The sequence below is a fragment of the Streptomyces sp. NPDC031365 genome, from assembly GCF_055569765.1.
In genome coordinates, this window is the sequence record NZ_JBVIIM010000022.1 from 118,584 (window position 1) to 141,693 (window position 23,110).

Below are 23,110 nucleotides of genomic sequence, written 5' to 3' on the forward strand. Positions count from 1 at the left end.
CCGACCTCGCCCGCCCCGATCATCTGTCCGACCCGGCAGCCGAACTGAACGTACGAGGATCCATGAACGACACTGCAGCCGAAGCCGAAGCCGAAGCCGAAGCCGAAGCCGAAGCCGAAGCCGAAGCCGAAGCCGAAGCCGAAGCCGAAGCCGAAGCCGAAACCGAAACCGAAACCGAAACCGTGCCACCCGTTCCCGATGACTCCGGCGCGGTCGCCGGACAGGACCCGGAGGGCTGGCTGGACGTGGTCGACCCCGCCTGGTCCGGCGACGGTGAACCTCCGGACTGGGCGGTGAGGGGCCGACGGAGGTCCGGGCCGGACGGCGAGGCAGCGGAGTGGATCCCCAACGACACCTACCGCCCCTCGCCCCGGGCACGCGGCTGGGGCGCGCCGACCGATCCGGTGGACGAGGCCATCCAGCTCGCGGTCACCGGTTACGGACCCGGCGACGCGGTCCCCCGTGCCCTGGCCACTGCGGAGGTCGCCCTGTTGATCGCACCCGGGGGAGGGCCGGTGTCGGCCACCTCGCCCAAGGGAGAGGCGGTGGTGCCCGTCTTCACCTCGCCCGCCCACCTGAGCGCCTGCGGACGCTTCGGATACGAACAGATGCCGGTGACCGAGGCGGTGGACCGGGTGCCGGAGGGACATCTGCTGTATCTCAACCCGTCCGGGCCGGTGAGCATGACCGTGGATCCGGAGGCCTTCCACCGGGCCGTCGAGGAGACGGCCCGGACGCGGGATACGGCGGAGGCCGGTGAGGACATCGCGCTGTCGGCCCCCGTCCGCCCCTCGACGGTCGGCGCGGAGGTGTCCGCCGTGTCACCGACCGCGGCACCGGTCAGGGAGGAGCCCGGCGCCCGGACGGACGGTGGCGAGGCGGCCGGCGGGAATCCGGCCGCCACCGTGCATCTTCCACCCGCTGATCTGTGATGTTTCCGCCCACCACCCGTACCCGCACCCCCAGGGAGCTGCCCGCATGACGAGTCCCTTCACGGCACCACCGGACGCGCCACCGGAGGAGGAACCCCGGCCGGCCGAGACCAGCGCACCGCAGGACATCCCGGCAACCGTGTCCATGGACGCCCCTGAAGCGAGGCAGGACCCGGGGCCCGTCCCGAAGGACCACCCAGGTTTCCGCGACCCCCCCGAGATGTACGTGACCGCTGCCCGGGTGGCGCCCGACCACTGGTTCCACCTGGTCGACCGCCACTGGACCGGCGATGACGACGAGGCGCCGCCCGAGTGGGCCCGAGTGGGCCGCTGGCGCAGTGACGCGCGCGGCGAGATCGTCGAATGGGAGGAGAACGCCGACTACCGCCCCTCGCCGGACGCCTACGGCTGGGATCCGCCCGTCAGCTCGGCGGACGCCGCCTCACGCCTCGTGGCCACCGGCTACGAGTCCCCCGCGATGCTGCCCCTCACACTCGCGGACGCGGAGGTGGCCGTCCTCCTGGACGAGTCGGGAGGCCTTGCGGAGGCCGAGGCACCCGGCGGCGGGCTCGCCGTCGCGGTCTTCCCACCCTCACCGGAACCGGCGGACGATCTGCCGCCGCACGAGGTGATGTCCATGCCCGACCTCCTGGACCGCCTGCCCGAGGGCAGGGTCGTCCTGTTCCTCAGCTCTTCGGCGCCGGTGTGCCAGGTCATCACACCGCAGGCACTGCGAACCGCCATGGAGATGGTGGAACGCCACGAGGCGGAGGAGGCCGTGGCGGCTGCGCCCATGGGGCCACCGCCCGCCGGGGCGGTGGCCCCATGGGACCGAGACGCGGACGGGGCCCGGCCCGCCGCGATGCCGGAGCGGCGGCGGGCGGAACGGGGCGGTCCGGCCGCGGACTGACGCGCGGGTGGACCTGCCGGAATTGAGGATACCGACAGGTCCACCCGCGGCCGGCGCGGCGGTTCAGCGCAGTGTGGTGAACCATTCGTGGTTGTTGCGGCTCTCCTGGGCGCACGGCCAGAGGAACACGCTGCGCACGCTGTTGTTGGCGTCGTAGGAGTCCAGGCACTGGTTGTTGCTGGCGTAGTTGCGGATCCAGAACTTCCCGTCGGGCTGCTTGTCGAACCACCACAGCTGATTGTCGGCGGTCGTGCCGTTGCACGGGTATTCCTGCACCTTGGTACCGTTGCCGGCGCCCCGGTAGCCGGGCAGGTCCAGGCACATGCTGTCCACGACGTTGCGTATCTGGAACAGCGGCGCGCCTCCCGGACCGGCGTTGTCGTACCGCTTCTCCAGATTCCACAGCTGGTTGTCGCTCGGGTGGCTGTTGCATGTCGACTGCACGATGCGCCCGTCGGGAGTGCCGCTGCCCGCGCCGGGGATGTCCACGCAGGTGCTGTTGGTGTTGTTCTTGATCAGCACCTTGGTCAGGACGGCGGGCACGTTGCCCGGGGCCTTTCGTGTCACGGCGTCCTTGTCCCGTACGGTTTCGGCGCTCTTGAGCGTCGGGGAAGCCGTGGCCGGAGCCTTCGTGCCGGCCTTCCCCCCGGTGACGGGCGGCACCGGGACGTCCTTGTTCTCCGGCTTCTTGGCGCTGTCCTGCTTCGGCCCCTCGTTCTTCTTCGCCGTGGCCTTCTTCCCGACGGGCGGTGACGCCGCGACGAAGTCTCCGGGCGGCTCGTCACCGTTGCCGAGGAGGGTGTCGGCCGAGCCGACGGTGGAGACCGTGTCGCTGTCGTCGTCGCCGCTGGTCACCAGGATCAGCAGGGGCACGGCGATGAGGACGGCGCCCGCCATCGCGGCGGCGGCGAGCATGGGCTTCCTGGGACGGCCCGGGGGGGTGCCGTCCGGTGAGTCGCCCGGGGGAGCCGAAGCGGTCGCGGTTGCCGTGGCGCCCTCGGTATGCCCCTCGGCGGACGTTCCGAGCAGAGCGCGCGTGCTCCACCGTGCCCTGCGCGTGGCGGCGGTGGTGGAGGCGCTGGTCGTGGTGTCGGCACCGGTGACCGACGGTCCGGCTGCTTTGGAGGTTTCCGGCGTTGCCGCGTCCGGATCCTTCGCGGGTGCGTCGGGGCCGGTTCCGGAGGTGGTCGCTGTCCTGCCCCGGGCGGTCGCGTGCGTGTCTGCGGCGGCCGTGCCCTCGCTGGTGGTCGTGCCTGCCGTGGCCGGGGCGGATACCGGGGTGTCGCCGGTGTCGCTGCCGGTGGGGCGTTTCGCGCGGGTCGAGGTACCGGAGGCGATGCCGGAATCCTCGCCCCTGGCGGCACTCTCGCTCATGGCAGGCTGCTGGTCAGGCATGTGGATCCTGCTTTCTCGGTGTGGTGGGAAGTGGTTGTTTCCTGGGGCCGGCGGTGCCGGTTCAGGTTCATGACCGGGGCGAGTGGGCCGGCTGCGGGCAGACAGCCGGCCGGTCGTGCCGGGTCGGCGTCGTCCCGGGCGATGGGTTCACGCGCGAGTGCGGCATGAAGTAGCTGCCGGGAGGAGGGGGTTGCTGTGTCGAGCACTACGTCGTCGACCAGTTCGGGGTTCATCGGATCCACTCACCTCCAGCGGCCGCCGACCGGGATCCTGGATTCGTTGCCGTCCCCCGCGACGACGTGTTGATCACACGGGGTATACGCGCCCTCTGGTGCCAGTGTTGAAGCGCGAGGCCGAGGCATTCGCAGCGAAGCAGCCGGCCAGTGCTGGACGCCGGGCGCGGTGGTGCGGGCGTGTTCCTCCGACCCGCACGGCGACGCGGGTCCTGCTCGCGCCGCGCGGAGCCTCAACAGGCCCACCGGGTGAACCAGTTCACTGTGACAGTCGTTGTGCGAGGTGGGCGCTTCCACCCTGCGACAGAGGCGGAGCGCAGACCTGCTGGCTGCCCCCAGATCGGAGTACCCGTTGCTGAGACGTACTGGCGTGTACATCGGTACCCTCGCGCTCGGCCTGTCGAGTGTCCTGACCGGCATCGCACACGCCACCCCGCAAGCGGCCCGTACCTCGGATCCCGCACAGGTCCGCATGGACACCACCTCGGTGTCCGACAGTGACCAGAAGACGGCACGGGCCTTCTGGACCACCGAACGCCTGAAGGCAGCGAAGGAAGCGCCTCTTCCTTCCGCCGAACCGGGCAGTCCGTCCGCCCACCGCGAGGACGACCAGGGGCCGGCGCTCAGGATTCCCCCCGTGCAGGCGCAGGGATTCGCCCCCGGCACGCCGGCGTCCGAGCCCTTTGCCCTCGCCGGTTCGCCGACCCGGTGGACCGGTGGTGGCCTGATCGGCACCACGGCGGGCAAGGTGTTCTTCAGCCGGGCCGACGGCTCGCTCTACGTGTGTTCGGCGTCCGCGGTGAACAGCGCCAACAAGTCCACCCTCCTGACCGCCGGCCACTGCATAGTGGACAGCCGCACGGGCGAGGTGTACAAGAACTGGGTCTTCGTTCCCGGATACAGTGAAGGTAACCGGCCTTTCGGCACGTTCACCGCGGCGCAGCTTCTCCATGACGCGGAGTATGTGAGCAGCGGCGGCAACCTCAACTTCGACTACGGCTTCGTCGTCGTGTCCCGGTACAACACCCGCTCCTTGACGGATGTCGTCGGCGGCATGGGCCTGGCGTTCAACACAGCGGCCCCCGGTATGCGCGTGCACTCCTTCGGATACGGAGGTTCCGCCGCGGAGGGAAATGGTCAGTGGATGAACCACTGCGAGGGTGATCAGTACGAGGACGGGGGACGAGCCGACTCGACGATGCTCGGTATCGACTGCGTGCAGACCGGCGGATCCAGCGGGGGGCCTTTCCTCTCGGGCTTCGATCCCGTCAAGGGCACGGGATACACGGTCGGAGCCATCTCGGCGAGCGCGGCCGGCAGCGAGTACTATGCGCCGCTCCGCGATTCCGCCCACGCCATCTACCGGCAGGCGGAAACGCTGGACGGCGGAAACGTCGGTGACATAGTGCACTCCGGTGGCAGGTGTATGGATGTGCGTTCGTCCAGTACGGCGAACGGGGCCATCGTGCAGCTCTGGGAATGCAATGGCACGGGTGCCCAGCAGTGGTACGTCGGTTCCCGTGGCACGGTCCAGGCTCTCGGGAAGTGTCTTGAGGTCCCGGACGGGGCCACGGCGGACGGGACGCTGGTTCAGTTGTGGGACTGCGACGGCGGGGCGAACCAGTTGTTCACCGTCACCGGCGAGGGTGAGATCGTCGCCCGGGGGACGAACAAATGCCTCCAGAACGCTGAGGCGGACAACCGCGTCAAGATGGACTCCTGCACCGGAACGACCGGCCAGCACTGGAAGGTTTCCGGCTATGAGAGCGGCGAACGGGAGACCAGCGAGATCGTCGACAGCCGAGGCAAGTGCGTAGACGTCCCGGCCTCCAGTACGGCGAACGGGGCCATCGTGCAGCTCTGGGAATGCAATGGCACGGGTGCCCAGCAGTGGTACGTCGGTTCCCGTGGCACGGTCCAGGCTCTTGGGAAGTGTCTTGAGGTCCCGGACGGGGCCACGGCGGACGGGACGCTGGTTCAGTTGTGGGACTGCGACGGCGGGGCGAACCAGTTGTTCACCGTCACCGGCGAGGGTGAGATCGTCGCCCGGGGGACGAACAAATGCCTTGAGATCGCCGCCCCCGACGTCGTACTGGGAAGTCACGTCGAGATTTCCCCGTGCAACAAATCCAGCGACCAGAAGTGGACGATCAGGCGCCATGTGCAGTAGGGCAGTCCCTTCCCACGGCGGTCGATGACGGAAGCACGGCGGCGTCGTGCAGGAATGGTGAGCGCCCGGGGTCCAGGTGGCTGACGATGCTCACGGCCGAGGCGCGGGAGACGTCTGGAGCGCGCTGAAGCGGGCGATGCGCTGGGAATCCTTCGCCCTGCCTGGACGTCGGTATCAGCCTCACCTGTCGTCCGCATCACAATCCATGTGCTGAACCCTCTTGTTGTCCTCCTCGTCGGACATATTGCAAGGGAAAGCAAGGCGCCACACGCAGTTCCACCGCTGACGTTGTCCCGGTGCTGACTGGCTCTCAACGACACGGGACGGGACGGGGCGACGTGGGGCTTCCTTCTTGCAGCACCCCCTACAGAGGAGATTTCCCATGAATCGATCCGTCAAGAGGACGATCCAAGCCGCCCTGGCGACCCTCACCATGACGGCCTCGCTTTCCGTCGTGACTGCGACGGAGGCGGCTGCGATCAACTGGGTCCCGTGCAAGGTCACCCACGACTTCTTGGAGGTCAGCTGGCACAACGACGGCGGACGGCGGGACACCTCGTGTTACGCCAACGGCGGAACGACGACCTTCGCTCAGAACACCTGGGTCACCAGGATCTCGACCGGCAACAACCGCGTCCAGTGGTACGGGGACGGTAGGTGGCAGCCCGCCAAGCCGATTGCCAAGAACACCGTCTTCACCTGGCCCAAGCACCCCGGTGGGGTCAGGATGGAAGCCATTCGAATCGTCTGATCACCGGCGACACCGGGTGCGGCGATCCCTTCCGATCTCCGTCCCCGGCTGGTTGTGGTCACCTGCCACAGCCTCCGGGAGCCGAGGTGCAGCGATGCCCCCGGCGAGGAGACCTGCGAGGGCCGGGCCGGGGCCGTGAACGGGTCCCGGCCCGGCCGGAGCGGGTGAAGGGCGTTGATGGACCTCGACGAACACGGGGTTGGAGTAGAACCACAGGTCGTCCCAGGGGCTCTCCAGGCCGTCGGCGAGGAACTCTGCCCGACGTGGCAGTCACCCGGCGTCGGGTCAACGCCCTGTGGACCCTCCGATGTGACGGACGGTGCTACGACTCCATGACCGCCCGTCACGCCGGCCGCCCGCCAACTCCATCAGGATCGTCGACCGGGCCGGTGCCCAGGCGGATGTTGTCGATCGCCCAGTACCAGTTGTTGCCCGCGTTGAAGAGACGGAAGCCCACCTTCACCGATGTCGCCCCTGCTGGGACGGGGCGGGAGAGCCGGACGAGGCGGTTCCTGGTCCCTGCCCTGGTTGGTGTTCCCGGTGGTGGCGCTGCTGTGGTGCAGCAGCCGCACCGTGTCGCCGGAGTCGAACGTGACGGTGACCTCTGCCTCCTGCGGGCTCTCCTGCCGGTAGATGGGAGTCGAAGCCCAGGTGCAGGGTGGAGGTGCCGGCCGGGACGGACACCGCCGGGCTGGTCAGGGTCGAGTCGAACCGGCCCCGGCCGGCGCGCACGCCTGGGGCGGGCCCGTCCGTTCCGTGCGGTGTGGTGAACCACCCTCGTACGGGACCGTGCCTGCCATGGCCGGTGGAGCGGGTCGCACCGGCCGGGGAGCCGGTGGCAACGTCGGACTCCTCGCCCCGGGCGGCGCTCTCGCTCACGGTCTGCTGCTGGTCAGACAGGTGGATCCCATCTTCGCGGTGCGGTCGGAAGCGGTCGATTCAGCAGACCGGAAACCCGGAACGGGTTGTGTGACCGGGGCCAGTGGGCCGGCCGCGTGGAGATGGCCGGCGAGCCGTGTCGGGTCGGTGCAGCCCCGGTCGAGAAGCTCGCGCGCAAGGGCGGCGTGCAGCAACTGCCTGGAGGGGGCGGTTGTCGTGTCGAGCAGTACATCGCGGACCAGCTCGGGCAGGCGGTAGTGGCCCGAGGCCGGATCGTCGGGGTCCTCGTGCCACAGGAGCAGGCCCGCGCCGACCGCCTCGTCGACCAGCCGCAGCAGCTGCTCGTGCCCCATTCTGTGGAGGTCGGCGAGGAGGGCGGTGTCGAGCCGTTCCCCGTCGGCGGCCGCGTGGGACAGCATCGTCCTGACCGGCGCCGCCACATCGTTCAGCTGGGCCAGGAGGATGGCGCGGACGGTGACCGGTATGTGAGCGTTCGGGCCGCATCGCTGACCCGCCGGCAGCTTGAGCAACTCGCCCAGCATGAAAGGATTTCCCCTGCTGCGCCGGTGCAGCGCCTCCGCATCGGCCGCCGGCATCCGCTGGCCGCGTTTCGCGAGCAGCTCCCGCACATCCGCGACCGTCAAGGGCTTCAGCTGCAGCCACACAGTGCCCAGCCGCGCCAGCTCGGCGAGCAGTGCGCTGACGGTGGATGCCGCCGGGTCCCGCAGGGCGCATACGACGACGACCGGCACGTTGGGCAGGAGCGCGGTGAGCCGGCCCAGCCGCTCGGGGACGTCGGGGTTCGCGCGGTCGAGATCGTCGATGACACACAGAGTGGGCGCCCGGGACACCTCGCGGACGAGAGCGGTGATCGGGTCCGCTTCCGAACCGTCCTGGGCGCCGTCGACCTCACCGTGCCGCCGCGGTCCGTCTGTCGGCCGGGTGCCCCGGCAGTGAAGGGCGGCCGGGCGGTCGGTGCCCGGGTCCCGGCCCTCGCCCGCCCGGATGACGGCGAACCCGGTCCTGGTGGCCTGCGCGGCGGCCTCGTCCAGCAGTCTGGTCTTGCCGGACCCCGGATCGCCGGAGATCACGGCCCACTGGACGTGCCCGGGAGTCGCCGCCTCCAGCAGGGCATGGAGCTGTGTCACTTCCTCGGCGCGCCCGACGAGAGGCATCGTGGAGGGCGAAGGCGCCGGCGGGGTGGTGAGCGTGGTGAGGGAGCGGGACGGCTGGGGCGTTCCGAGGACCGCGGTGTCGTGGCGCAGGACGGCGGTGTGCAACTTGCGCAGGCCAGGGCTCGGATCGAGGCCGAGTTCCCGGGAGAGCATGCCGCGGAACCGCTCGTACTGGCGCAGTGCCTCCACCGGCCGTCCCGCTCCGTAAAGGGCACGCATGAGCAGGGCCCAGGAGACTTCCCGCAGGGGGGCGGTGACGGTGAGGTGCTCGGCGACGTGGACGGCGCGCTCCACGTCGCCCTGCTGGAGCAGGATCGTGGTCCGGAGTTCTCTCGCGTCCTGGCGGACCGCGTTGAGGCGCGAGGTCTCCCTCAGGGCGAAAGCGTGTTCGGCCGCTTCGCCGAGTGCTTCGCCCCGCCACAGATCGAGGGCCGTGTCGATCTCCTGACGGGCGCGTGCGAGGTTCTGCTGCCCGAGTGCTCCACGAGCCCGGTCCACGGAATGCTCGAAGACGGTGGTGTCCCGGGCCTCGCGTGGAATCCTCAAGGCGTAGCCGGTTGCTCCGCTGATCAGTACCGAGGACCTGCCCTCACGATGAGGCTCCAGCGCCGCGCGCAATCGGCTGATGTGGGCGCGGACGGAGGTCACGGCGGCCGCCGGCTGGTCCTCCGGCCAGAGGGCACGGCACAGCTCCGCCAGGGAGACGGACCGGCCGTCCTCGACGAGGAGGCGGGTGAGCAGCACTCTGCGCTGCCGGGGACCCAGGTCCAGTGCGCATCCGTCGCGCAGCACTTCTATGGGTCCCAGCACGCTGTACCACATGCCGTGCGAGTGACGGGGGTTCATCGGATCCACTCACCTCCAGCGGTTACCGCCCGGGAGCATGGATTCGTTGCCGTCCCCCGTGACGACGTGTTGATCACACGGGGTATACGCAGGCCCCGGGGCCAGTGTTGAAGGGACTGGTGCCAGTGTTGAAGGAAACGGGGAAGACCCCTGTCCACCGGAATTCAGGTGCCGAAGGGCATGAAGCGGACGAGGGCGGTGTCCCGCTCGCCGTACTCTGCGGTCACCTCGACCGCCGCCGCGCCACCGTCGGCAGGGGGTGACAGGTCGAGGCTGCCGCACGCGTCGGCGGCCCGCGTGAACCCGGAGCAGTCCGATGTCAACCGCAGGCCGGGGTAGGCGGAAGCCAGCCAGGTGTCGAGCCTGGAGCGTGTGATCCGGAAGCCGACGTCGTACGCGGCATCCATCCGGCCCACGGACACACATGTCGCGTCGTGGGCCCCGGCCGGCAAGCCGCTTCGGTCCGCGAAGCGCATGGCTTCCGCACACGGGACCGACTGCGTGTCGACGCCGTCGCCCACCACGTCGGAAGTGACCTGCCAACCCGCCCACACCAGCGGCAGCGCCAGAACTCCCGACATCATCCTTTTGTTCATGTCCCCGCCTCGACCCGGGTTCAGCCTTCGGTCTCGAACGTATGACGGATCACGCGAGGGCGGGGTTGCGCCGTGAAGCGGACGTGAAACCCACTTTTCCTGCCACGGGGGCCGTTGCCCGTGCCGCGAGCCGGCCGCGGAGTGCAGCCTTCATTCAACGTCTCGTCGCCGCACCGCGTAGACCCCGGCGAGACACCGGACCGGAGGTACGCAGGAGCCGGGGCACGACGGAGGGAGAGGGATCCCATGAGACGACGGGGCAAGCGTGCCGTCGTGCCACCGCTGCGTACACCGGGGCGTGCGACCTCTGGGACCGGCCACCGCCGGGCCGCCCCCTGAACCGCGGGACCGCTGTGGACGCCGGACCGCCATGACACCGGACGTGCTCTCCCTCTCCAGAGCCGTCCGGGCCGCCGCCTTCGCCGCGGTGTGCGTGACGCTCGCCGCGACCGGGCACATCCTCATGTCGGGAGCGGCCGTCCCCGGCCGGGCGGTGGCCGCCGCCTGCGTGGGCACGGCCGCGGTGGCCTGGGCTCTCGCGGGCCGGGAACGGGGACGCCTCGCCGTCACCGCGACCACCGTGACGGCACAGGCGGCGCTGCACGCGGGCTTCTCACTCGCGCAGACCCTGGCCCGTGCCGACGCCCGGACAGGCACCTCCTTCGTCCGCCGGTGGGTCGAGCATCTGTTGTGCGTGGGTATGGCACCGCGCACCCCGGAACGGACCGCCGCGGGTATGACAGGCCACGCCCACGCCACGGCGCACGACATGTCCGCCGCCGGCACGGCCGCACACGGCGCGCACGACATGGCCGCCATGGCGCCGCTGGGCATGGCGGCCGCGCATGTGGCGGCCGCCATGCTGTGCGGGGTATGGCTCGCGTACGGCGAACGGGCCGTCTTCCGCGTGCTGCGCGCCCTCGCCGGATGGCTGGCGGCGCCGTTCCGATGCCCGTCACTTCGCAGCGCACCCCCGGGAGGTGCACGTCCGCGTGTACGTCCGCGACGCGGAAGCTCCGTACCGCGGCAGACGCTCCTCGTCGTCGGCGACCCCATGCGAGGCCCACCGGGCGGGCACCGCTGTCCTGTGGTGACAGCCGGTTTCCCGGACGTGCGCCGACGATTCCCCACCGGCGCGGGCATCGGCGCCCCTTTCGGTGCCCCCTTCGGCCCGCCCGAGGTGTCCGCGTCCCGTCTCGCTCGCGCGCCGCCAGACCTCACCCGACCGACATAAGGACCCCGTGGCGATGACGCCTGCCCAACAACCCCCCGACCACCGGCCCTCCCCTGCCCCGCGACCTCCCGCCGGGCGCGCACCGGGACGGCACACCCCCGCCTCCGACGCGGCCACGACACGCCTCGCCCTGGCTGCCCGGGGCGGCGACGCCGACAAGACCGACCGCTTCGTCCGCGCACTGCACCAGGACGTGTGGAGCTATGTGGCACACCTCAGCTCCGACCCCCAGGCGGCCGACGACCTCACCCAGGACGTCTTTCTGCGGGCGCTGGCCGCCCTTCCCCGGTTCGAAGGCCGCTCGTCCGCCCGTACCTGGCTGCTGTCCATCGCCCGGCGCACGGTGGCGGACAGCTTCCGGTACGCCGCCGCCCGGCCCCGGCGCGCCGACCAGCCCGACTGGCGCGGCGCCGCCGAGCAGGCCCAGTCGCGGCACCTGCCCGGATTCGAGGAGGGCGTCGCCCTCACCGAGATGCTGACGACGCTCCAGACGGAACGCCGCGAGGCCTTCATGATTACCCAGCTTCTCGGATTTCCCTATGCCGAGGCCGCCACTGTCCTTGGCTGCCCGATCGGTACCGTGCGCTCCCGCGTGGCGCGTGCCCGCTCCGCACTGGCCGACATGATCCGGGACGCCGGCGCCGACGCGGAGGGGGATGCGGACACCGTCCGGGCGGCCTGAGAACACGCGCGGAAGCGGCGGACCCTGCTGAGGGCTGTTCGCGGACCGGGTTCCCGGCCGGTTCTCCTGCCGCGGCGCAGAAGCGCGGCGAAGACCGGGAATCCGGAGCCCTCCTTCCGCGACTACATGCGCGAAGCCCGGCGAACAGAGCTTTCCGGATGCGTGGAACAGCGGGCCGTGGAGGCAGAACGTGCCCAGGCTGCGGCGCCCGATCGGCGGCGTCGTCCTCACCGCAGGACTGCTCACCACCGCGTGCGGCGGAGGCGCGGACGAAGCGTCGGCCGCGCGGGGCGGTTCCGCGGGGCTCCCGGATGTCGGCGGAGAACTGCGACGGTGAGAAGGCCACGTTCGAGGCACCTCCTGGCAGGATCGTCACGAGTGACGCGGCAGGACCGGAGATCCTGCTGCGGCTCCGAGCGGGACAGAAGGTGATCGGCACCGGCTTCCCGCCCGCCAAGGGTGCGCTGCCCCCGAACTGGCGGACCGCGCGGCCGAGGTGCCGGTCCTGGGCAGGACAGTCATCCTGAAAAAGAAGCTGCTCGGTTGATCGCCTTCGACCACACCGCCACGGCGGCCGGAACGCTCCGAAAGGGGCGATACCGCGAGGCCGGCCTACCCGGAGGTGACCAGGACGGTGCCCCTGCGCTCGAACTCCAGGTAGCGTTCGGTCCTTCCCGCCGCCTCGGAGCCGAACTCCCGCTCCATCAAGGTCAGGGCCCCGTCGACGCCCGCGCTGACACCGCCCGCGCAGACCAGGTTGCCGTCGTCCACGACGCGTGCGTCGCGTACGTCGGCCCCCTGATCCCTCAGGTACTGCTTGGCACCGGTGTGCGTGGTGCACGGCCGACCCCGGATCACGCCTGCCTCATGCAGCAGGACCACCCCCGTGCACAGTCCGTACAGGGTCAGCCGTACGTCCGCCGCCGCCTCACGCAGCAGGCGGGGCAGGTGCCCGTCCTTGACCTCCGCCCAGATGCCGGGACCGTTCCGGAGGCGGAAACCGCCGCCGGGCACGACGATCACATCCGCCTCCGCGGGATCCCAGGCATCCGGTATGTCGATCCGTGTCCCGAAGCGGGCGGTGACCGTTCCGGGACGGCCGCCCGTGACGAGCCGGTACGTGACCGGGAAGCCCATGGCGGCCGTCGCGCCGAAAACCTGGAGCGGCCCGAACACATCCAGTTCCTCCACCCCGTCGAAGACGACGATGTGGACACGCAGGGGGTGATGCCTCTGTTCCTGCGGCGGGGTGGCGGGCACTGCCGCTGCCGCGGGTGCGGCAGTGGCGGCGGCGGCGGTGGCGGTGGCCAGGGCGGCGCCGGACAGCAGAGCGTCCCTGCGGTTCACTTTGGGCATGCCGATGACTCTTTCCGTTGATGGCTTCCTGCGCCGGGTGTCCAGGTAGTCGTGCCGCTGGGGCGGCTGGTTCCGCTTCTGTGGCATCGGTGAGGTGACGCGGGTTGTACTCCGTATCGGCGTGTCGGCCCCATCGTGCGATCCCCCGTCTGTTCCTACGGCGTTGCACGCACCGGATCGGCCATGTGCACACCGACGCCGGGGAACCGGATGACCACGGCGACTGCGCGCCTGTCCCGAACCCGACGCCCCGTCAACTGCCGTATGTCCCGACCACCCTGGTCACGCGCTGAGGACTCCCGGCCTGGTGACCGAGGCGGCCCGCGCGACGAAGCCGGCCGCGGACTCACTGTGTCAGCAGGCGGTCGCGAACCAGGGGACGGGCGGGGTGCTGCCCAGCCTCCCGGTACGCCGCCGTTGGTGTATGTGGACACCGCCACGAAGCGTCCCGTGCGGCCCGGCGACACGTCGGATCGCCAGTGTCACCAAGGTGCCTGCGCAGGCGGCCGGGCCGCGCGGGCCCCGCCGACCGCCGCTCAGCCGGGGCTCGACCAGCCCTGGTGCCAGTAGCCCGCGAAGCCGATGTCCGACTTCGCCGCACCGCGCTCGGCGACGAGGTGACGGCGCAGTGTCGTGGGCAGCCGGTGCTCGCCCGCCACCCAGGTGTAGAAGCGGCCCGGGGGCAGCTTGGCCGTGCGCACCGCGTCCAGGACCAGGGCGCCGGGCCGGAGGTCCGGGTCGTCGCGGCTGATCCAGTGAACCCGGACCCCCTCGCGAGCGGTGATCTCCGACGGCCGGATGTCCGCGGCGGTGGGAACCTCCAGGAAGACCTCCGCGGTGAGGGTGGGCGGCGCGTGGCCGAGGATCGCCAGTACGGCCGGCAGCGCGCTCTCGTCCGCGACCAGGAGCTGCCACTCGGCCTCGGCCGGCGGGAGGTAGGCGTACCCCATGTCGAAGACGCCGGCCGGATCCCCGGGCCGCACCCCGCGTGCCCAGGCGGACATGGGGGAGTCGTCGTGCAGGGCGAACTCGATGTCGATCTCGTCGCCGGCGGGCCGGGCGCGGCGGATCGTGAGGTTGCGCACCCAGGGTCTGGCGGACTTGGGCACCATCATCATCTGGGCCATCCACGCCTCACTGGAGACGGTCGGCATGCGCAGGGCGTTCTGCCCCTCACGGGGGAAGAACAGCCGGACCGACTGGTCGTGGCCGACGAGTACGAGGTCCTTCAGGGCCGGGCCGCCCAGTGTCACCCGTGCGAAGTTCGGTGTGAGGGAGGTGCGGCCGCGCACCTCGAGTGTGATCATCGTGCGGGATGACGGACGACGGACCCGGGGAATCATCGTACGTCCTTGAATGCAATGGTCTTTGCCCAGCTCATGGCACTATTGTGAGTCAGAGCTCACTTTTCGGCCACTCGCTTTTCGAGCCTCCGAGGAGCAACCGCGTTGGCACCGGGAAACCGTCGTCTCGAACCACGTCGCAGGCCTCGGCAGGCCCGGGCCGAGCTCACCCGGGGCCGCATCCTCGACGCCGCTGCTCACGTTTTCGCCGAGCACGGTTACGCGGCCGGCACCACCAACCGCATCGCCGAAGCCGCCCGCGTCTCCATCGGCTCGCTGTACCAGTACTTCCCGAACAAGGACGCGATCCTCGCCGAGTTGCTGGTCCGGCACCTCGACGACGGAGCCAGGGCGAGCGCGGAGCAGAGCGAGCGGGCGCTGGCCGCCGGGAGCCTCGAAGCGGCCGTGCGGCTGGTGGTCCGGGAGGCCATCGAGACGCACAGGGCCGACCCCCAGCTGCTGCGCATCATGATCGAGGAGGCGCCGCGCTACCCGGACCTGATCGAGAAGGTGGCCCGGCACGAGGAGCGCCGGATCGCGCAGTTCGGCGAGCTGTTGGCCCATCATCCCGAGGTGCGCGTCGACGACGTCGACACAGCCGCCGTACTGCTCGCGTCCACCGTGGAACTCGTCACCCACAAGCTGATGGCCGCACCCGCACGCGTCGGCACCGAACGCTTCGAACGCGAACTCGTCGGCATGCTGGTCCGCTACCTCGGGGGCTGACGTGTCCTACGGGCGCGCGGACCCCTCCGGGACGCCGGACGGCCGGTCGTCGGCGGAGTGACCGGAGCGACTGGAGTGATCCTCCGGCTCCGCTTGCCACAAGCGGTGTTCCCGCTCCGCCCACGCACGTGACACGGTGCCGCTCCACATGCCCCTGCGGGCCTCCGGGTCTCCGATCGCCTTCCCGATGTGGCCGGCCACGACCACCGCGACCGCCAGGGCGAGCCAGTCGTGGACGAACGTCGCCCCGGTCCGCAGGCTCAGGGCGAAGAGCTGCGGGAACCAGAGCATGAGCCCGGTGCCCAGCATCACGAGGCCGGCTCCCGCCGTCCACGCCGCATAGGCCTTCTGGCCGCCGTTGAATTTGCCCGAGGGAATGTTCGAGGTGCGGCGGCGCCGCAGAGCGGTCCGCAGCCAGCGGCGGTCGTGGTCCTCGAACCGGTTGAGCAGGCTGAGGTCCGAGCGCAGTGCCCGGGACGCCAGCCCCAGCAGCACAGGCAGGAGCATCGCGACGCCGGACCATTCGTGCACGGTGGTCACCAGCCTGCGCCGGCCGACGAGTTCGGCCAGGGGACCCACGTACAGGCACGCGGCGGTGACGACGCACACCCCGGCCAGAGCCGCGGTGGTGTGGTGGACCCAGCGCACCGCCGCCGTGAACCTGAGGAGCCGGTTGGCAGCACCGGAAGGGTCCTCGCGGACTGCCGCGCGGTCAGACGGTGGGGGCATCGCTGCGTCCGTTCGAGCGGCCCACCCACGCGTCCACGTCGTAGCCCAGCTGTTCCCAGTAGCCGGGCTTCACTTCCTCGGTGACGGTGATGCCCGAGAGCCACTTGGCGGACTTGTAGAAGTACATCGGCGCCACATAGAGCCGTACCGGACCGCCGTGCGCGTGGGTGACCGGCTTGTCCTCCATGCTGGTGGCGACCATCACGTCCGGCCGGCGCGCCTGGTCCATCGTCAGGCTCTCGGTGTACGCCCCGTCGAAACAGGTGAACCGGATGGCCTTGCCCTCGGGCGCCACGCCCGCCGCGTCGAGGAGGGTGGACAGCCGCACGCCCGCGAAGGGGGTCTGCGGTACCCGCCAGCCGGTCACGCACTGCACGTCCTTGACGATCCTGTGCTGCGGGAGATCCGCGAGGTCGGACAGCTTGTACGTCATCGGCTTGTCCACGAGCCCGTCGACGGTGAGACGGTAGCTGTTCTCGTCGCGTTCGGGTACGGAACTGGTGACCGAGTAGTAGCGGAAACGATTACCCGGCAGCAGGTTCGACAGGCCGGTCGGGTCCTTCTCGGCAACGGTGTCGATGCCGTCGGAGACCAGACGCTGCAGCGAGCCGCCGGCGACGACGCCCACGGCACCCAGCCCGACCATGCCCAGCATGACGCGTCGCCCCACAGGGGTGCCACGGCGGCTGCCGGGGTCCGGGGGAGGCGCCGCGGAGTGAAAGGTGCTCATACCCTGAATACGCGCCACCGCCGGGCTGTGTTGAAATCCCGCCGGCTCCGGTAGCACCGAGCGGCGGGCCAGGCGTGTCCGTTCAGCCGGGCGGCCGGCGGTACCGCACCGTCCCGCGTCAGCAGACGTCATGGAAGGCGAGGTTGCGCGGCCGGATGGGCCCCACCGTGTATCCGAAGCCGCCCGGTTGCGTGTCAGCGGTGTATCGGTCCTGCTCATCGCACCCCCGTGGCCAAGCCGTGGCATCGTCCGGTGCACGGTTGCCCGTATGGACGGGCATGATGGAGGACCGACCGGTACCGCTTCCGATGGATGCCCATGTCTGATTCTGCTGCTGCCAAGATCCTTCTCGTCGAGGACGACGAGGTGATCCGGAAGTCCGTGGCCATGGCCCTGGAGCGGTACGGATATCACGTGACCGTGGCCGCCGACGGGCTGACGGGACTGGAACTCTTCCGGGACAGTCCGTGCGACCTGCTGCTGCTCGACGTGATGCTGCCTGGACTGGACGGCATCGGCCTGTGCCGCCGCATCAGAGAGAGCAGCACGGCCCCCGTCCTGATGATGTCCGCACGCGGCGACTCACTCGACGTCGTGTCCGGACTGGAAGCCGGCGCCGACGACTACGTCGTCAAACCCGTGGACACTCCTGTCCTGGTGGCACGCATCCGTTCGCTGCTGCGTCGGGCCACCGTCGTGTCGACGAAGCAGAGCGGGCAGGCCGACAGGCTGGTCTTTGGCAACCTGACCATCGAACCAGCGGCGCTGGAGGTGTACCGGGACGACGAGGAACTCGCGCTCGCCCCGACTGAGCTGCGTCTGTTGCTGGAGTTCGCGGCGCACCCCGGCGTCGTGCTCAGCCGCCAGACCCTGCTGCGCGACGTATGGGACTACGGCTGGGACGGGGACTCGCGGGTCGTCGACCTGTGTGTGCAGCGACTGCGCAAGAAGATCGGAGCCGACCGCATCGAAACCGTCCGCGGCTTCGGCTACAAGCTGCGGCGCTGAGCCGGAGAACCCGTGATGCCGATCGTGCGTGCCCTGCTGAACCTGCGCTCCCTGCACTGGAAGATCATCCTCCTGGTGATCATGTCCTGTACCGCGATGGCGCTCACTGTAGGCGTGCTGGTGCATGCCTCGACGCTGAGAAGGTCGATGCACGAGGGCGCGGCCAAGGCCATTATGGCGCTGGACCGGGAGATGCAGGAGGCTCGGGACTCCGGTCAGGCTCCGCCGTTCGCCACGCCCGGCGAACTCCCCGCAGCCCTGAGGTATCAGGTCGAGCGTCACGGCCAGGGAACCCTTTACGAGAACGATCCGCCGGCACCCGTTTTCTGGGCAGCGCGGAAGGAAGGCGGGCAGCTCTACGCGACCAGCATCGACATGACTGGCGACTTGCTCACCAGGCAGGCCCTCGACCGGCATCTGTGGAAGTACTCCCTGGCCACCCTGGCTGTCGTGGTCCCGCTGACGGCTCTGGCGACGGAAGTGCCCGCCAGGCGACTGCGCCGGGTGGCCCATACGGCACGCCGTATCACCGAAGGCGATGTGAACGCGCGGACCGGAATGGGACGCAGCGGTGGTGACGAGATCACTGACATCTCGGCCACGGTCGACTCGATGGCCGACAGTCTGCAAGAGAGGATCACCGCAGAACAGCGCTTCACCGCTGATGTCGCGCACGAGCTGCGCACTCCGCTGATGGGGCTGGTCACCTCGGCCGGCCTGCTTCCCGAGGGGGAGACCACGGAACTCGTACGGGGCCGGGTTCGCGTGCTGCGGGACCTGGTCGAGGACCTCATGGAGATCTCCCGTCTCGACGCGGGCGCCGAGCAGTTCCAGCCGAGAGAAGTCCTCCTGGCCGAGATGGTCGGGGAATCGGTGGCGAGGACCGGTCTGACGGTGAATGTGACGACGGTCGATTCCGTGGCGGCGGTCACAGACCCGCGCCGCCTGGACCGCATCATCGCCAATCTCGTCGTCAACGCCCACCGGCATGGCGCCACCCCCGTGGAGATCACCGTCGCCGGCCGGACGATCAGGGTGCGTGATCACGGGGCCGGCTTCCCTCCCGATCTGCTCGCGCGCGGCCCGGAGCGATTCCGCACCGGCGTGGCGGAGAGGGGCCGCGGACACGGGCTGGGCCTGACGATCGCCCTGGGCCAGGCCCAGGTGATCGGAGCGACCCTGGACTTCACCAACCACCCCGAAGACGGCGGGGCGGTGGCCGTCGTGCGTCTGCCCGACGACAGCCCATCGGGATCGTGACCGGACAAACGGCTCCCCCTGCCCGCACGGCCGAAGCCGCCTCGGGGTCCGTGGGGCTGCCCTCGCTGTGATGCTGAACTGATGGGTTCCTGCGACCTCACGGCGCTCCCGCGTCCGTCGTCCTGACGAACCGCCCGAGCAGTCTTGCTGCCGTACCCGTCATGCGCGCAGCTACGGAGGTTGCTCTCGATGTCCCCGTCCCTCGTAAACCGCTGTCGCACGGCGGTCGGCGTGCTGGCCCTGTCCTCCGTGGTGGCGCTGGGCACCACCGTCGTTCTGACGCGTGACGACTCCGGTTCCGCCCCCCGCCAGGGCAGTCAGGGTGCTGTGACCGTCCGCGGGGACGGCAGCCTGGCGGAAGCCGTCAAGGACGCCGCGGTCTCATGGCCGGAGGACGGCCAGACCGCTGTCAAGATTGAGGGAGAGAGTGCGCTGGGTGTGCGAGGCGAACAACAACCGGTTCCCGTCGCGAGTCTGGCCAAAGTGATGACCGCGCACGTCATCCTCACCGAACACCCGCTCCGGCCCGACGAACAGGGCCCGCTCATCGCGGTGGACCGGCAGGCCGCGAACGAGGTGGGCGTTGGCGGTGAGTCGACGGTTCCGGTCCGGCCCGACGACACGTTCTCCCAGCGGCACATGCTGGAGTTGCTGTTGATTCCCTCTGGCAACAACATCGCTCGCCTGCTGGCCCGCTGGGACTCCGGCACGCAGGAAGCCTTTGTCGAGAAGATGCAGAGCGCCGCCCGCGAGCTGAGTATGGATCACTCGACGTATACCGGGGCCAGCGGAATCGAGGAGACGACACGGAGCACGGCGACCGACCAACTGAAGCTGGCACAACAGGTGATGAAGAACCCTGTCTTCCGTGACATCGTGGCGAGCCGGACTGTCACCGTCCCCCGCGTGGGCCCCGTGCGGAACACCAACTCTCTGCTGGGCACTTCGGGCGTCATCGGCCTCAAAACCGGCTCCAGTACCCCGGCCGGCGGCAATCTCCTGTGGGCCTCCGAGGTGCGCATCGGCGACAAGAACCGTCTCATGCTGGGGGCCGTGCTGCACCAGCAGGCGAACACCACCGCCGGAGAGGGACTGCGGGCGGCTCTCGACAACAGCCGTGTACTCATCGACGGGCTGCGCAGCCGACTGAGCTCCCTGCGGTCGGAGGGCTGAGCGAAGATGACGACGCCCTCCACAGGCAATGGCGCGGAGGCCCGCGACGGCCGGGGACCGGAACAGGTGAACGGCACGTCATCGGCGACGCGCACGGCGCAAGCCACCCGGGCGCCGTCACCGCCCCCGTCCCGGCCACTCCGGTCACTCCGGCCGCGCCTGTCGCTCCGGCCGGCGCGCAAGGGAGCGCTGACGGCCTGCCTCGCTGTCCTTCTCGCGCTGGTCGTTTCGGTCCCCGACCGGATTCCCAACAGCCCGGGACATCTGGGCAGCCTGGTCGAGACCGTGCTGCCCTGGACGGTCCTCGCGATCCCGGTGCTGGTTGTCCTGGCGCTGGTACGCAGATCTCCGCTGGCAGCACTGTCACTGGTACTGCCGGTCACCGTGTGGGGCACCCTCTTCGGCAGCACGCTCGCCGACAAGTCCTCGCCCGGGGGAGACCTCACCATAGTGAGTCACAACGTCAACCAGGACAATCCCGATCCGGAGGACACGGTACGGCGGCTGCTCGCCTCCAAGGCGGACGTCCTGGCCCTGGAGGAACTGACTCCCCGCACGGCGTCCGCCTACGAGCATGCGCTGGCGTCCGCCTACCCGTACCACTCCTACGAGGAGACGGTGGGCCTCTGGAGCATCTACCCCCTGAGTGACGTGCGCGCCCTGCCCATCGTGCCGTGGACGCGGGCGATGCGCGCCACAGTGGAAACACCCGAAGGCTCTCTGGCCGCCTACGTCGTGCACCTCCCGTCAGTGCGCGTCAACTCCGCCGGGTTCACCACGCGCGCACGTAACGAGGCACTCGGTCGGCTGACAGCCGAACTTCACCGCGAAAGCGCCCAGAACGTGGTCGTACTGGGCGATTTCAACGGGTCGGCCGACGACCGTGCGCTGCGCCCGCTCACCCGGCGCTTCGCCTCGGCCCAGACAACTGCCGGTGGCGGATTCGGTTTTACCTGGCCGTCACGATTTCCGGTGGTGCGCATCGACCAGATCTTCGTGAAGGGTGCCAGGGCCACATCGGCATGGACCCTGCCCGCCACCGCGAGCGACCATCTCCCCGTGGCGGCACGCCTCGATCTCCGGCGGCATACGCCTTCGGGCTGAATCCGTGAACGAGCCGATCCTGTTGTGGCACGAACGGCAGTGGGCAAGGCCTGCAGTGGGCCGTGCGAGCGGGCAGACGTGAGTTGGGCGGAGGTACCACGGAGCGGACCGGCTGCAGCAGGGTGACGGCCTGGCGGCGTCTACCGGACGGCCGCAGGTGGCCACAAGCCCGTCGCGGAACACCGATCGGTGTTCCGCGACGGGAAGTCGTCCTGGTTGCCGACGGTGACAGGACACGATTCTTCGGGTGCTTACCGCGCTGCACCGATTCGAGGGCCGGTCCTCCGCCCGGGTGTGGCTGTTGTCGATCGCCCGCTGGGCGGTTGCCGGCAGCCTGCGCAGGGCCGCCTGCCGTCCGAGGACGTGTGACAGGACGGAGTGGGAGGACACCGTCGAGGGCAGCCATGCCCACCGGCCTGCCGGGCTTCGACGAGGGGCTTGCCGATGCGCCTCGTCGATTCCCTGCCCGCAGACCGGCGTGAGCTTCCTGCTCACCCGGTGTACGGCTGCCCGCGAGAGTGGTCCGGTGCCCTGTCGGAACCATCCGCTCCCGGGTCTCCAGGGCCCGGCTGAACCTGATCGAGACGGCGGCCGAAGAGCGGGCCACCGTTCGCCGCTTCGACGCGGCAGTGGCCTGGCGTCCGGGCCCTCCGTGTCCGCGTGCGTCCGGGCATGCGGACACGGCCTCGAACTGTGACCTCCCCCTCGAGCCGGGAGGCGGGCGGCCCGGCTGCCGGGGCGCCCACCGGTGCCCCGGCCGTAGGTCTCCGGACGGGCCGACGACGGCGGTGAGTGTCCGACCGGGCACTGACCCGAGTCGGCTGTCTCCGCCGACTGCATGGCCGGGCTCGACGCACGGCAGACCGCCTCGGGCCCCGCGGCGGACGCCGAGACCTGGGCCGCCGCTACCGTGCTGATGACGATCCGGTGCCGCCTGCGGGCCGTCTGAGCGGGCGAGGCATCCATCATGTCCTCCTGGTGTTTCTCGGCCGCCGGACGGCGACAGCGAGAATCCTGAAGTATGGAGGCCTCCCGCACATCGGCCGCCGACCCGAATCCGCACAAGGCTGACCTGCCCCGCCGGCCGGGGCATCACCTGCACTCCTGGAGGCAGACCCGGTGCCGCTTGTGCACCTCATGGGGGAGGCCGGCTGGAATCACGGACACGCGGTGGCCGCCGGTGACCCGCTCCTTGCCCGCGTCCTGTTCGAGTCCACCGACGGTGGGTGTCCGGGAAGTGCGGAAGACGGTCGTGCGCATCAAGGTGTTCCAGCAGGTGCCATGTCTCAGGAGGAGGGACGGACGAGCCCCGACTCGTAGGCGAACACGACGGCCTGAGCCCGGTCGCGCAGGTGCAGTTTCGCCATGATGGTGCCCAGGTGCGACTTCACGGTGGCCTGTGCGACATGGAGGTCCGCCGCGATCTCGGTGTTGGCCGGTCCGCGTGCGACCAGGGCGAGGACGTCCCGTTCGCGGACGGTGAGGACGTTCAGCCTTTCGCTCTGGGCCGTTGACGGCCCCAGTTGGCGGGCGACCCGGTCGAGGAGCAGCCGGGTGATGCGCGGCGCCACCACCGACTCCCCGGCGGCCACGGTGCGGATGGCGCCCACGACGTCTGCCGCGGGGGCGTTTTTCAGCAAAAGGCCGCTGGCCCCCGCCCGCAGCGCCGCGAACGCGTCGTCGTCGTTGTCGAAGGTGGTCAGCACCAGGACCCGGGGCGGGTCGTCCAGCAGCATGAACTGCTCCGTGGCCTGGATTCCGTCCATGACCGGCCTCCGGATGGCGGCCGTCGGTATCGACGCCGGCCTCACTCACCTGCTGACGCTCTCCACCGGGGAGAAGATCGCCAACCCCCGGCACGAACGCAGGGACCGGGCC

Annotated in this window: 21 protein-coding genes and 1 pseudogene; 13 read left to right on the forward strand and 9 right to left on the reverse strand. The window is 70.2% G+C overall.

The features are described 5' to 3' along the window. Positions 1-62: 62 nt before the first annotated feature. Together ACZ5C2_RS27755 and ACZ5C2_RS27760 are read left to right on the forward strand one after the other, a co-directional pair. Positions 63-932, forward strand: a complete 870-nt coding sequence (locus tag ACZ5C2_RS27755; RefSeq protein ID WP_468796840.1) for a type VII secretion system-associated protein — start codon at positions 63-65, stop codon at positions 930-932. Between the two features lie 46 nt (positions 933-978). Beyond that, positions 979-1,842 carry a type VII secretion system-associated protein gene (locus ACZ5C2_RS27760; protein WP_468796843.1) on the forward strand — a complete coding sequence of 288 codons (864 nt, stop codon included), beginning with the start codon at positions 979-981 and terminating at the stop codon, positions 1,840-1,842. 63 nt (positions 1,843-1,905) lie between these two features. Here the strand turns inward: ACZ5C2_RS27760 and ACZ5C2_RS27765 are convergent, their stop codons facing one another. Continuing rightward, positions 1,906-3,237: an RICIN domain-containing protein gene (locus ACZ5C2_RS27765; protein ID WP_468796846.1), complete on the reverse strand. Its 1,332-nt coding sequence runs from the start codon at positions 3,235-3,237 to the stop codon at positions 1,906-1,908. A 603-nt stretch (positions 3,238-3,840) separates the two neighbouring features. Between ACZ5C2_RS27765 and ACZ5C2_RS27770 the strand changes: the two genes are divergently transcribed. Next, the gene (locus ACZ5C2_RS27770; protein ID WP_468796849.1) at positions 3,841-5,640 is read left to right on the forward strand and encodes a ricin-type beta-trefoil lectin domain protein; all 1,800 of its coding nucleotides are present in this window, start codon (positions 3,841-3,843) and stop codon (positions 5,638-5,640) included. Between the two features lie 382 nt (positions 5,641-6,022). Beyond that, positions 6,023-6,391 carry a beta/gamma crystallin domain-containing protein gene (locus ACZ5C2_RS27775; protein WP_468796852.1) on the forward strand — a complete coding sequence of 123 codons (369 nt, stop codon included), beginning with the start codon at positions 6,023-6,025 and terminating at the stop codon, positions 6,389-6,391. Positions 6,392-7,266: 875 nt separating this feature from the next. Here ACZ5C2_RS27775 and ACZ5C2_RS27780 read toward each other — a convergent pair. After that, entirely contained in the window at positions 7,267-9,291 is a 2,025-nt protein-coding gene (locus tag ACZ5C2_RS27780; protein WP_468796855.1) for a BTAD domain-containing putative transcriptional regulator, read from the reverse strand. A 164-nt stretch (positions 9,292-9,455) separates the two neighbouring features. Further along, positions 9,456-9,887: a hypothetical protein gene (locus tag ACZ5C2_RS27785; RefSeq protein ID WP_468796858.1), complete on the reverse strand. Its 432-nt coding sequence runs from the start codon at positions 9,885-9,887 to the stop codon at positions 9,456-9,458. 370 nt (positions 9,888-10,257) lie between these two features. Between ACZ5C2_RS27785 and ACZ5C2_RS27790 the strand changes: the two genes are divergently transcribed. The 3 genes from ACZ5C2_RS27790 (at position 10,258) to ACZ5C2_RS27800 (ending at position 12,140) form a co-directional block, all read left to right on the forward strand. Continuing rightward, the gene (locus ACZ5C2_RS27790) at positions 10,258-11,121 is read left to right on the forward strand and encodes a hypothetical protein (protein ID WP_468796860.1); all 864 of its coding nucleotides are present in this window, start codon (positions 10,258-10,260) and stop codon (positions 11,119-11,121) included. 13 nt (positions 11,122-11,134) lie between these two features. Further along, positions 11,135-11,803, forward strand: coding sequence for a sigma-70 family RNA polymerase sigma factor (locus ACZ5C2_RS27795; RefSeq protein ID WP_468796863.1), 669 nt, complete (start codon positions 11,135-11,137; stop codon positions 11,801-11,803). A 190-nt stretch (positions 11,804-11,993) separates the two neighbouring features. Then, on the forward strand, positions 11,994-12,140 hold the full coding sequence (locus ACZ5C2_RS27800) for a hypothetical protein (RefSeq protein ID WP_468796866.1): 147 nt from the start codon (positions 11,994-11,996) through the stop codon (positions 12,138-12,140). Between the two features lie 275 nt (positions 12,141-12,415). Here the strand turns inward: ACZ5C2_RS27800 and ACZ5C2_RS27805 are convergent, their stop codons facing one another. Further along, complete coding sequence (locus tag ACZ5C2_RS27805) at positions 12,416-13,159, reverse strand: DJ-1/PfpI family protein (RefSeq protein ID WP_468796868.1); 744 nt, start codon at positions 13,157-13,159, stop codon at positions 12,416-12,418. A 536-nt stretch (positions 13,160-13,695) separates the two neighbouring features. Continuing rightward, the gene (locus tag ACZ5C2_RS27810) at positions 13,696-14,466 is read right to left on the reverse strand and encodes a siderophore-interacting protein (protein ID WP_468796871.1); all 771 of its coding nucleotides are present in this window, start codon (positions 14,464-14,466) and stop codon (positions 13,696-13,698) included. Positions 14,467-14,607: 141 nt separating this feature from the next. Between ACZ5C2_RS27810 and ACZ5C2_RS27815 the strand changes: the two genes are divergently transcribed. Continuing rightward, on the forward strand, positions 14,608-15,228 hold the full coding sequence (locus tag ACZ5C2_RS27815) for a TetR/AcrR family transcriptional regulator (protein ID WP_468796874.1): 621 nt from the start codon (positions 14,608-14,610) through the stop codon (positions 15,226-15,228). A gap of 6 nt (positions 15,229-15,234) precedes the next feature. On the opposite strand, the gene ACZ5C2_RS27820 is transcribed toward ACZ5C2_RS27815, so the two are convergent. Next, on the reverse strand, positions 15,235-15,957 hold the full coding sequence (locus ACZ5C2_RS27820) for a cytochrome b/b6 domain-containing protein (RefSeq protein ID WP_468796877.1): 723 nt from the start codon (positions 15,955-15,957) through the stop codon (positions 15,235-15,237). Next, complete coding sequence (locus tag ACZ5C2_RS27825; protein WP_468796880.1) at positions 15,941-16,612, reverse strand: molybdopterin-dependent oxidoreductase; 672 nt, start codon at positions 16,610-16,612, stop codon at positions 15,941-15,943. The genes ACZ5C2_RS27820 and ACZ5C2_RS27825 overlap by 17 nt, the downstream gene beginning before the upstream one ends. A gap of 393 nt (positions 16,613-17,005) precedes the next feature. Here ACZ5C2_RS27825 and cseB point away from each other — a divergent pair, with 393 nt between their 5' ends. The 4 genes from cseB (at position 17,006) to ACZ5C2_RS27845 (ending at position 21,232) form a co-directional block, all read left to right on the forward strand. Beyond that, positions 17,006-17,695, forward strand: a complete 690-nt coding sequence (cseB, locus tag ACZ5C2_RS27830) for a two-component system response regulator CseB (RefSeq protein WP_451770651.1) — start codon at positions 17,006-17,008, stop codon at positions 17,693-17,695. 15 nt (positions 17,696-17,710) lie between these two features. Further along, positions 17,711-18,955, forward strand: a complete 1,245-nt coding sequence (locus tag ACZ5C2_RS27835; RefSeq protein ID WP_468796885.1) for an ATP-binding protein — start codon at positions 17,711-17,713, stop codon at positions 18,953-18,955. 189 nt (positions 18,956-19,144) lie between these two features. After that, positions 19,145-20,128 carry a D-alanyl-D-alanine carboxypeptidase family protein gene (locus ACZ5C2_RS27840; RefSeq protein WP_468796888.1) on the forward strand — a complete coding sequence of 328 codons (984 nt, stop codon included), beginning with the start codon at positions 19,145-19,147 and terminating at the stop codon, positions 20,126-20,128. Positions 20,129-20,134: 6 nt separating this feature from the next. Next, positions 20,135-21,232: an endonuclease/exonuclease/phosphatase family protein gene (locus ACZ5C2_RS27845; protein ID WP_468796891.1), complete on the forward strand. Its 1,098-nt coding sequence runs from the start codon at positions 20,135-20,137 to the stop codon at positions 21,230-21,232. Between the two features lie 1,092 nt (positions 21,233-22,324). Here the strand turns inward: ACZ5C2_RS27845 and ACZ5C2_RS27850 are convergent. Both ACZ5C2_RS27850 and ACZ5C2_RS27855 read right to left on the reverse strand, forming a co-directional pair. Further along, a complete protein-coding gene (locus ACZ5C2_RS27850) occupies positions 22,325-22,492 on the reverse strand; it encodes a hypothetical protein (protein WP_468796894.1) in 168 nt (55 codons plus the stop codon). Between the two features lie 26 nt (positions 22,493-22,518). Further along, positions 22,519-22,998, reverse strand: coding sequence for a LuxR C-terminal-related transcriptional regulator (locus ACZ5C2_RS27855; protein ID WP_468796897.1), 480 nt, complete (start codon positions 22,996-22,998; stop codon positions 22,519-22,521). A 16-nt stretch (positions 22,999-23,014) separates the two neighbouring features. On the opposite strand from ACZ5C2_RS27855, the pseudogene ACZ5C2_RS27860 reads away from it, so the two are divergent. Further along, positions 23,015-23,110: pseudogene (locus tag ACZ5C2_RS27860) on the forward strand (RNA-guided endonuclease InsQ/TnpB family protein); the annotation flags it as partial.

Excerpts from the sequence above, each read along its gene's own strand:
- ACZ5C2_RS27755 (WP_468796840.1), top strand. The coding sequence starts at position 63 with ATGAACGACACTGCAGCCGAAGCCGAAGCCGAAGCCGAAGCCGAAGCC.
- ACZ5C2_RS27760 (WP_468796843.1), top strand. The coding sequence starts at position 979 with ATGACGAGTCCCTTCACGGCACCACCGGACGCGCCACCGGAGGAGGAA.
- ACZ5C2_RS27765 (WP_468796846.1), bottom strand. The coding sequence starts at position 3,237 with ATGCCTGACCAGCAGCCTGCCATGAGCGAGAGTGCCGCCAGGGGCGAG.
- ACZ5C2_RS27775 (WP_468796852.1), top strand. The coding sequence starts at position 6,023 with ATGAATCGATCCGTCAAGAGGACGATCCAAGCCGCCCTGGCGACCCTC.
- ACZ5C2_RS27780 (WP_468796855.1), bottom strand. The coding sequence starts at position 9,291 with ATGAACCCCCGTCACTCGCACGGCATGTGGTACAGCGTGCTGGGACCC.
- ACZ5C2_RS27785 (WP_468796858.1), bottom strand. The coding sequence starts at position 9,887 with ATGAACAAAAGGATGATGTCGGGAGTTCTGGCGCTGCCGCTGGTGTGG.
- ACZ5C2_RS27790 (WP_468796860.1), top strand. The coding sequence starts at position 10,258 with ATGACACCGGACGTGCTCTCCCTCTCCAGAGCCGTCCGGGCCGCCGCC.
- ACZ5C2_RS27795 (WP_468796863.1), top strand. The coding sequence starts at position 11,135 with ATGACGCCTGCCCAACAACCCCCCGACCACCGGCCCTCCCCTGCCCCG.
- ACZ5C2_RS27805 (WP_468796868.1), bottom strand. The coding sequence starts at position 13,159 with ATGCCCAAAGTGAACCGCAGGGACGCTCTGCTGTCCGGCGCCGCCCTG.
- ACZ5C2_RS27810 (WP_468796871.1), bottom strand. The coding sequence starts at position 14,466 with ATGATCACACTCGAGGTGCGCGGCCGCACCTCCCTCACACCGAACTTC.
- ACZ5C2_RS27820 (WP_468796877.1), bottom strand. The coding sequence starts at position 15,957 with ATGCCCCCACCGTCTGACCGCGCGGCAGTCCGCGAGGACCCTTCCGGT.
- ACZ5C2_RS27825 (WP_468796880.1), bottom strand. The coding sequence starts at position 16,612 with ATGCTGGGCATGGTCGGGCTGGGTGCCGTGGGCGTCGTCGCCGGCGGC.
- cseB (WP_451770651.1), top strand. The coding sequence starts at position 17,006 with ATGTCTGATTCTGCTGCTGCCAAGATCCTTCTCGTCGAGGACGACGAG.
- ACZ5C2_RS27835 (WP_468796885.1), top strand. The coding sequence starts at position 17,711 with ATGCCGATCGTGCGTGCCCTGCTGAACCTGCGCTCCCTGCACTGGAAG.
- ACZ5C2_RS27840 (WP_468796888.1), top strand. The coding sequence starts at position 19,145 with ATGTCCCCGTCCCTCGTAAACCGCTGTCGCACGGCGGTCGGCGTGCTG.
- ACZ5C2_RS27845 (WP_468796891.1), top strand. The coding sequence starts at position 20,135 with ATGACGACGCCCTCCACAGGCAATGGCGCGGAGGCCCGCGACGGCCGG.
- ACZ5C2_RS27850 (WP_468796894.1), bottom strand. The coding sequence starts at position 22,492 with ATGCGCACGACCGTCTTCCGCACTTCCCGGACACCCACCGTCGGTGGA.
- ACZ5C2_RS27855 (WP_468796897.1), bottom strand. The coding sequence starts at position 22,998 with ATGGACGGAATCCAGGCCACGGAGCAGTTCATGCTGCTGGACGACCCG.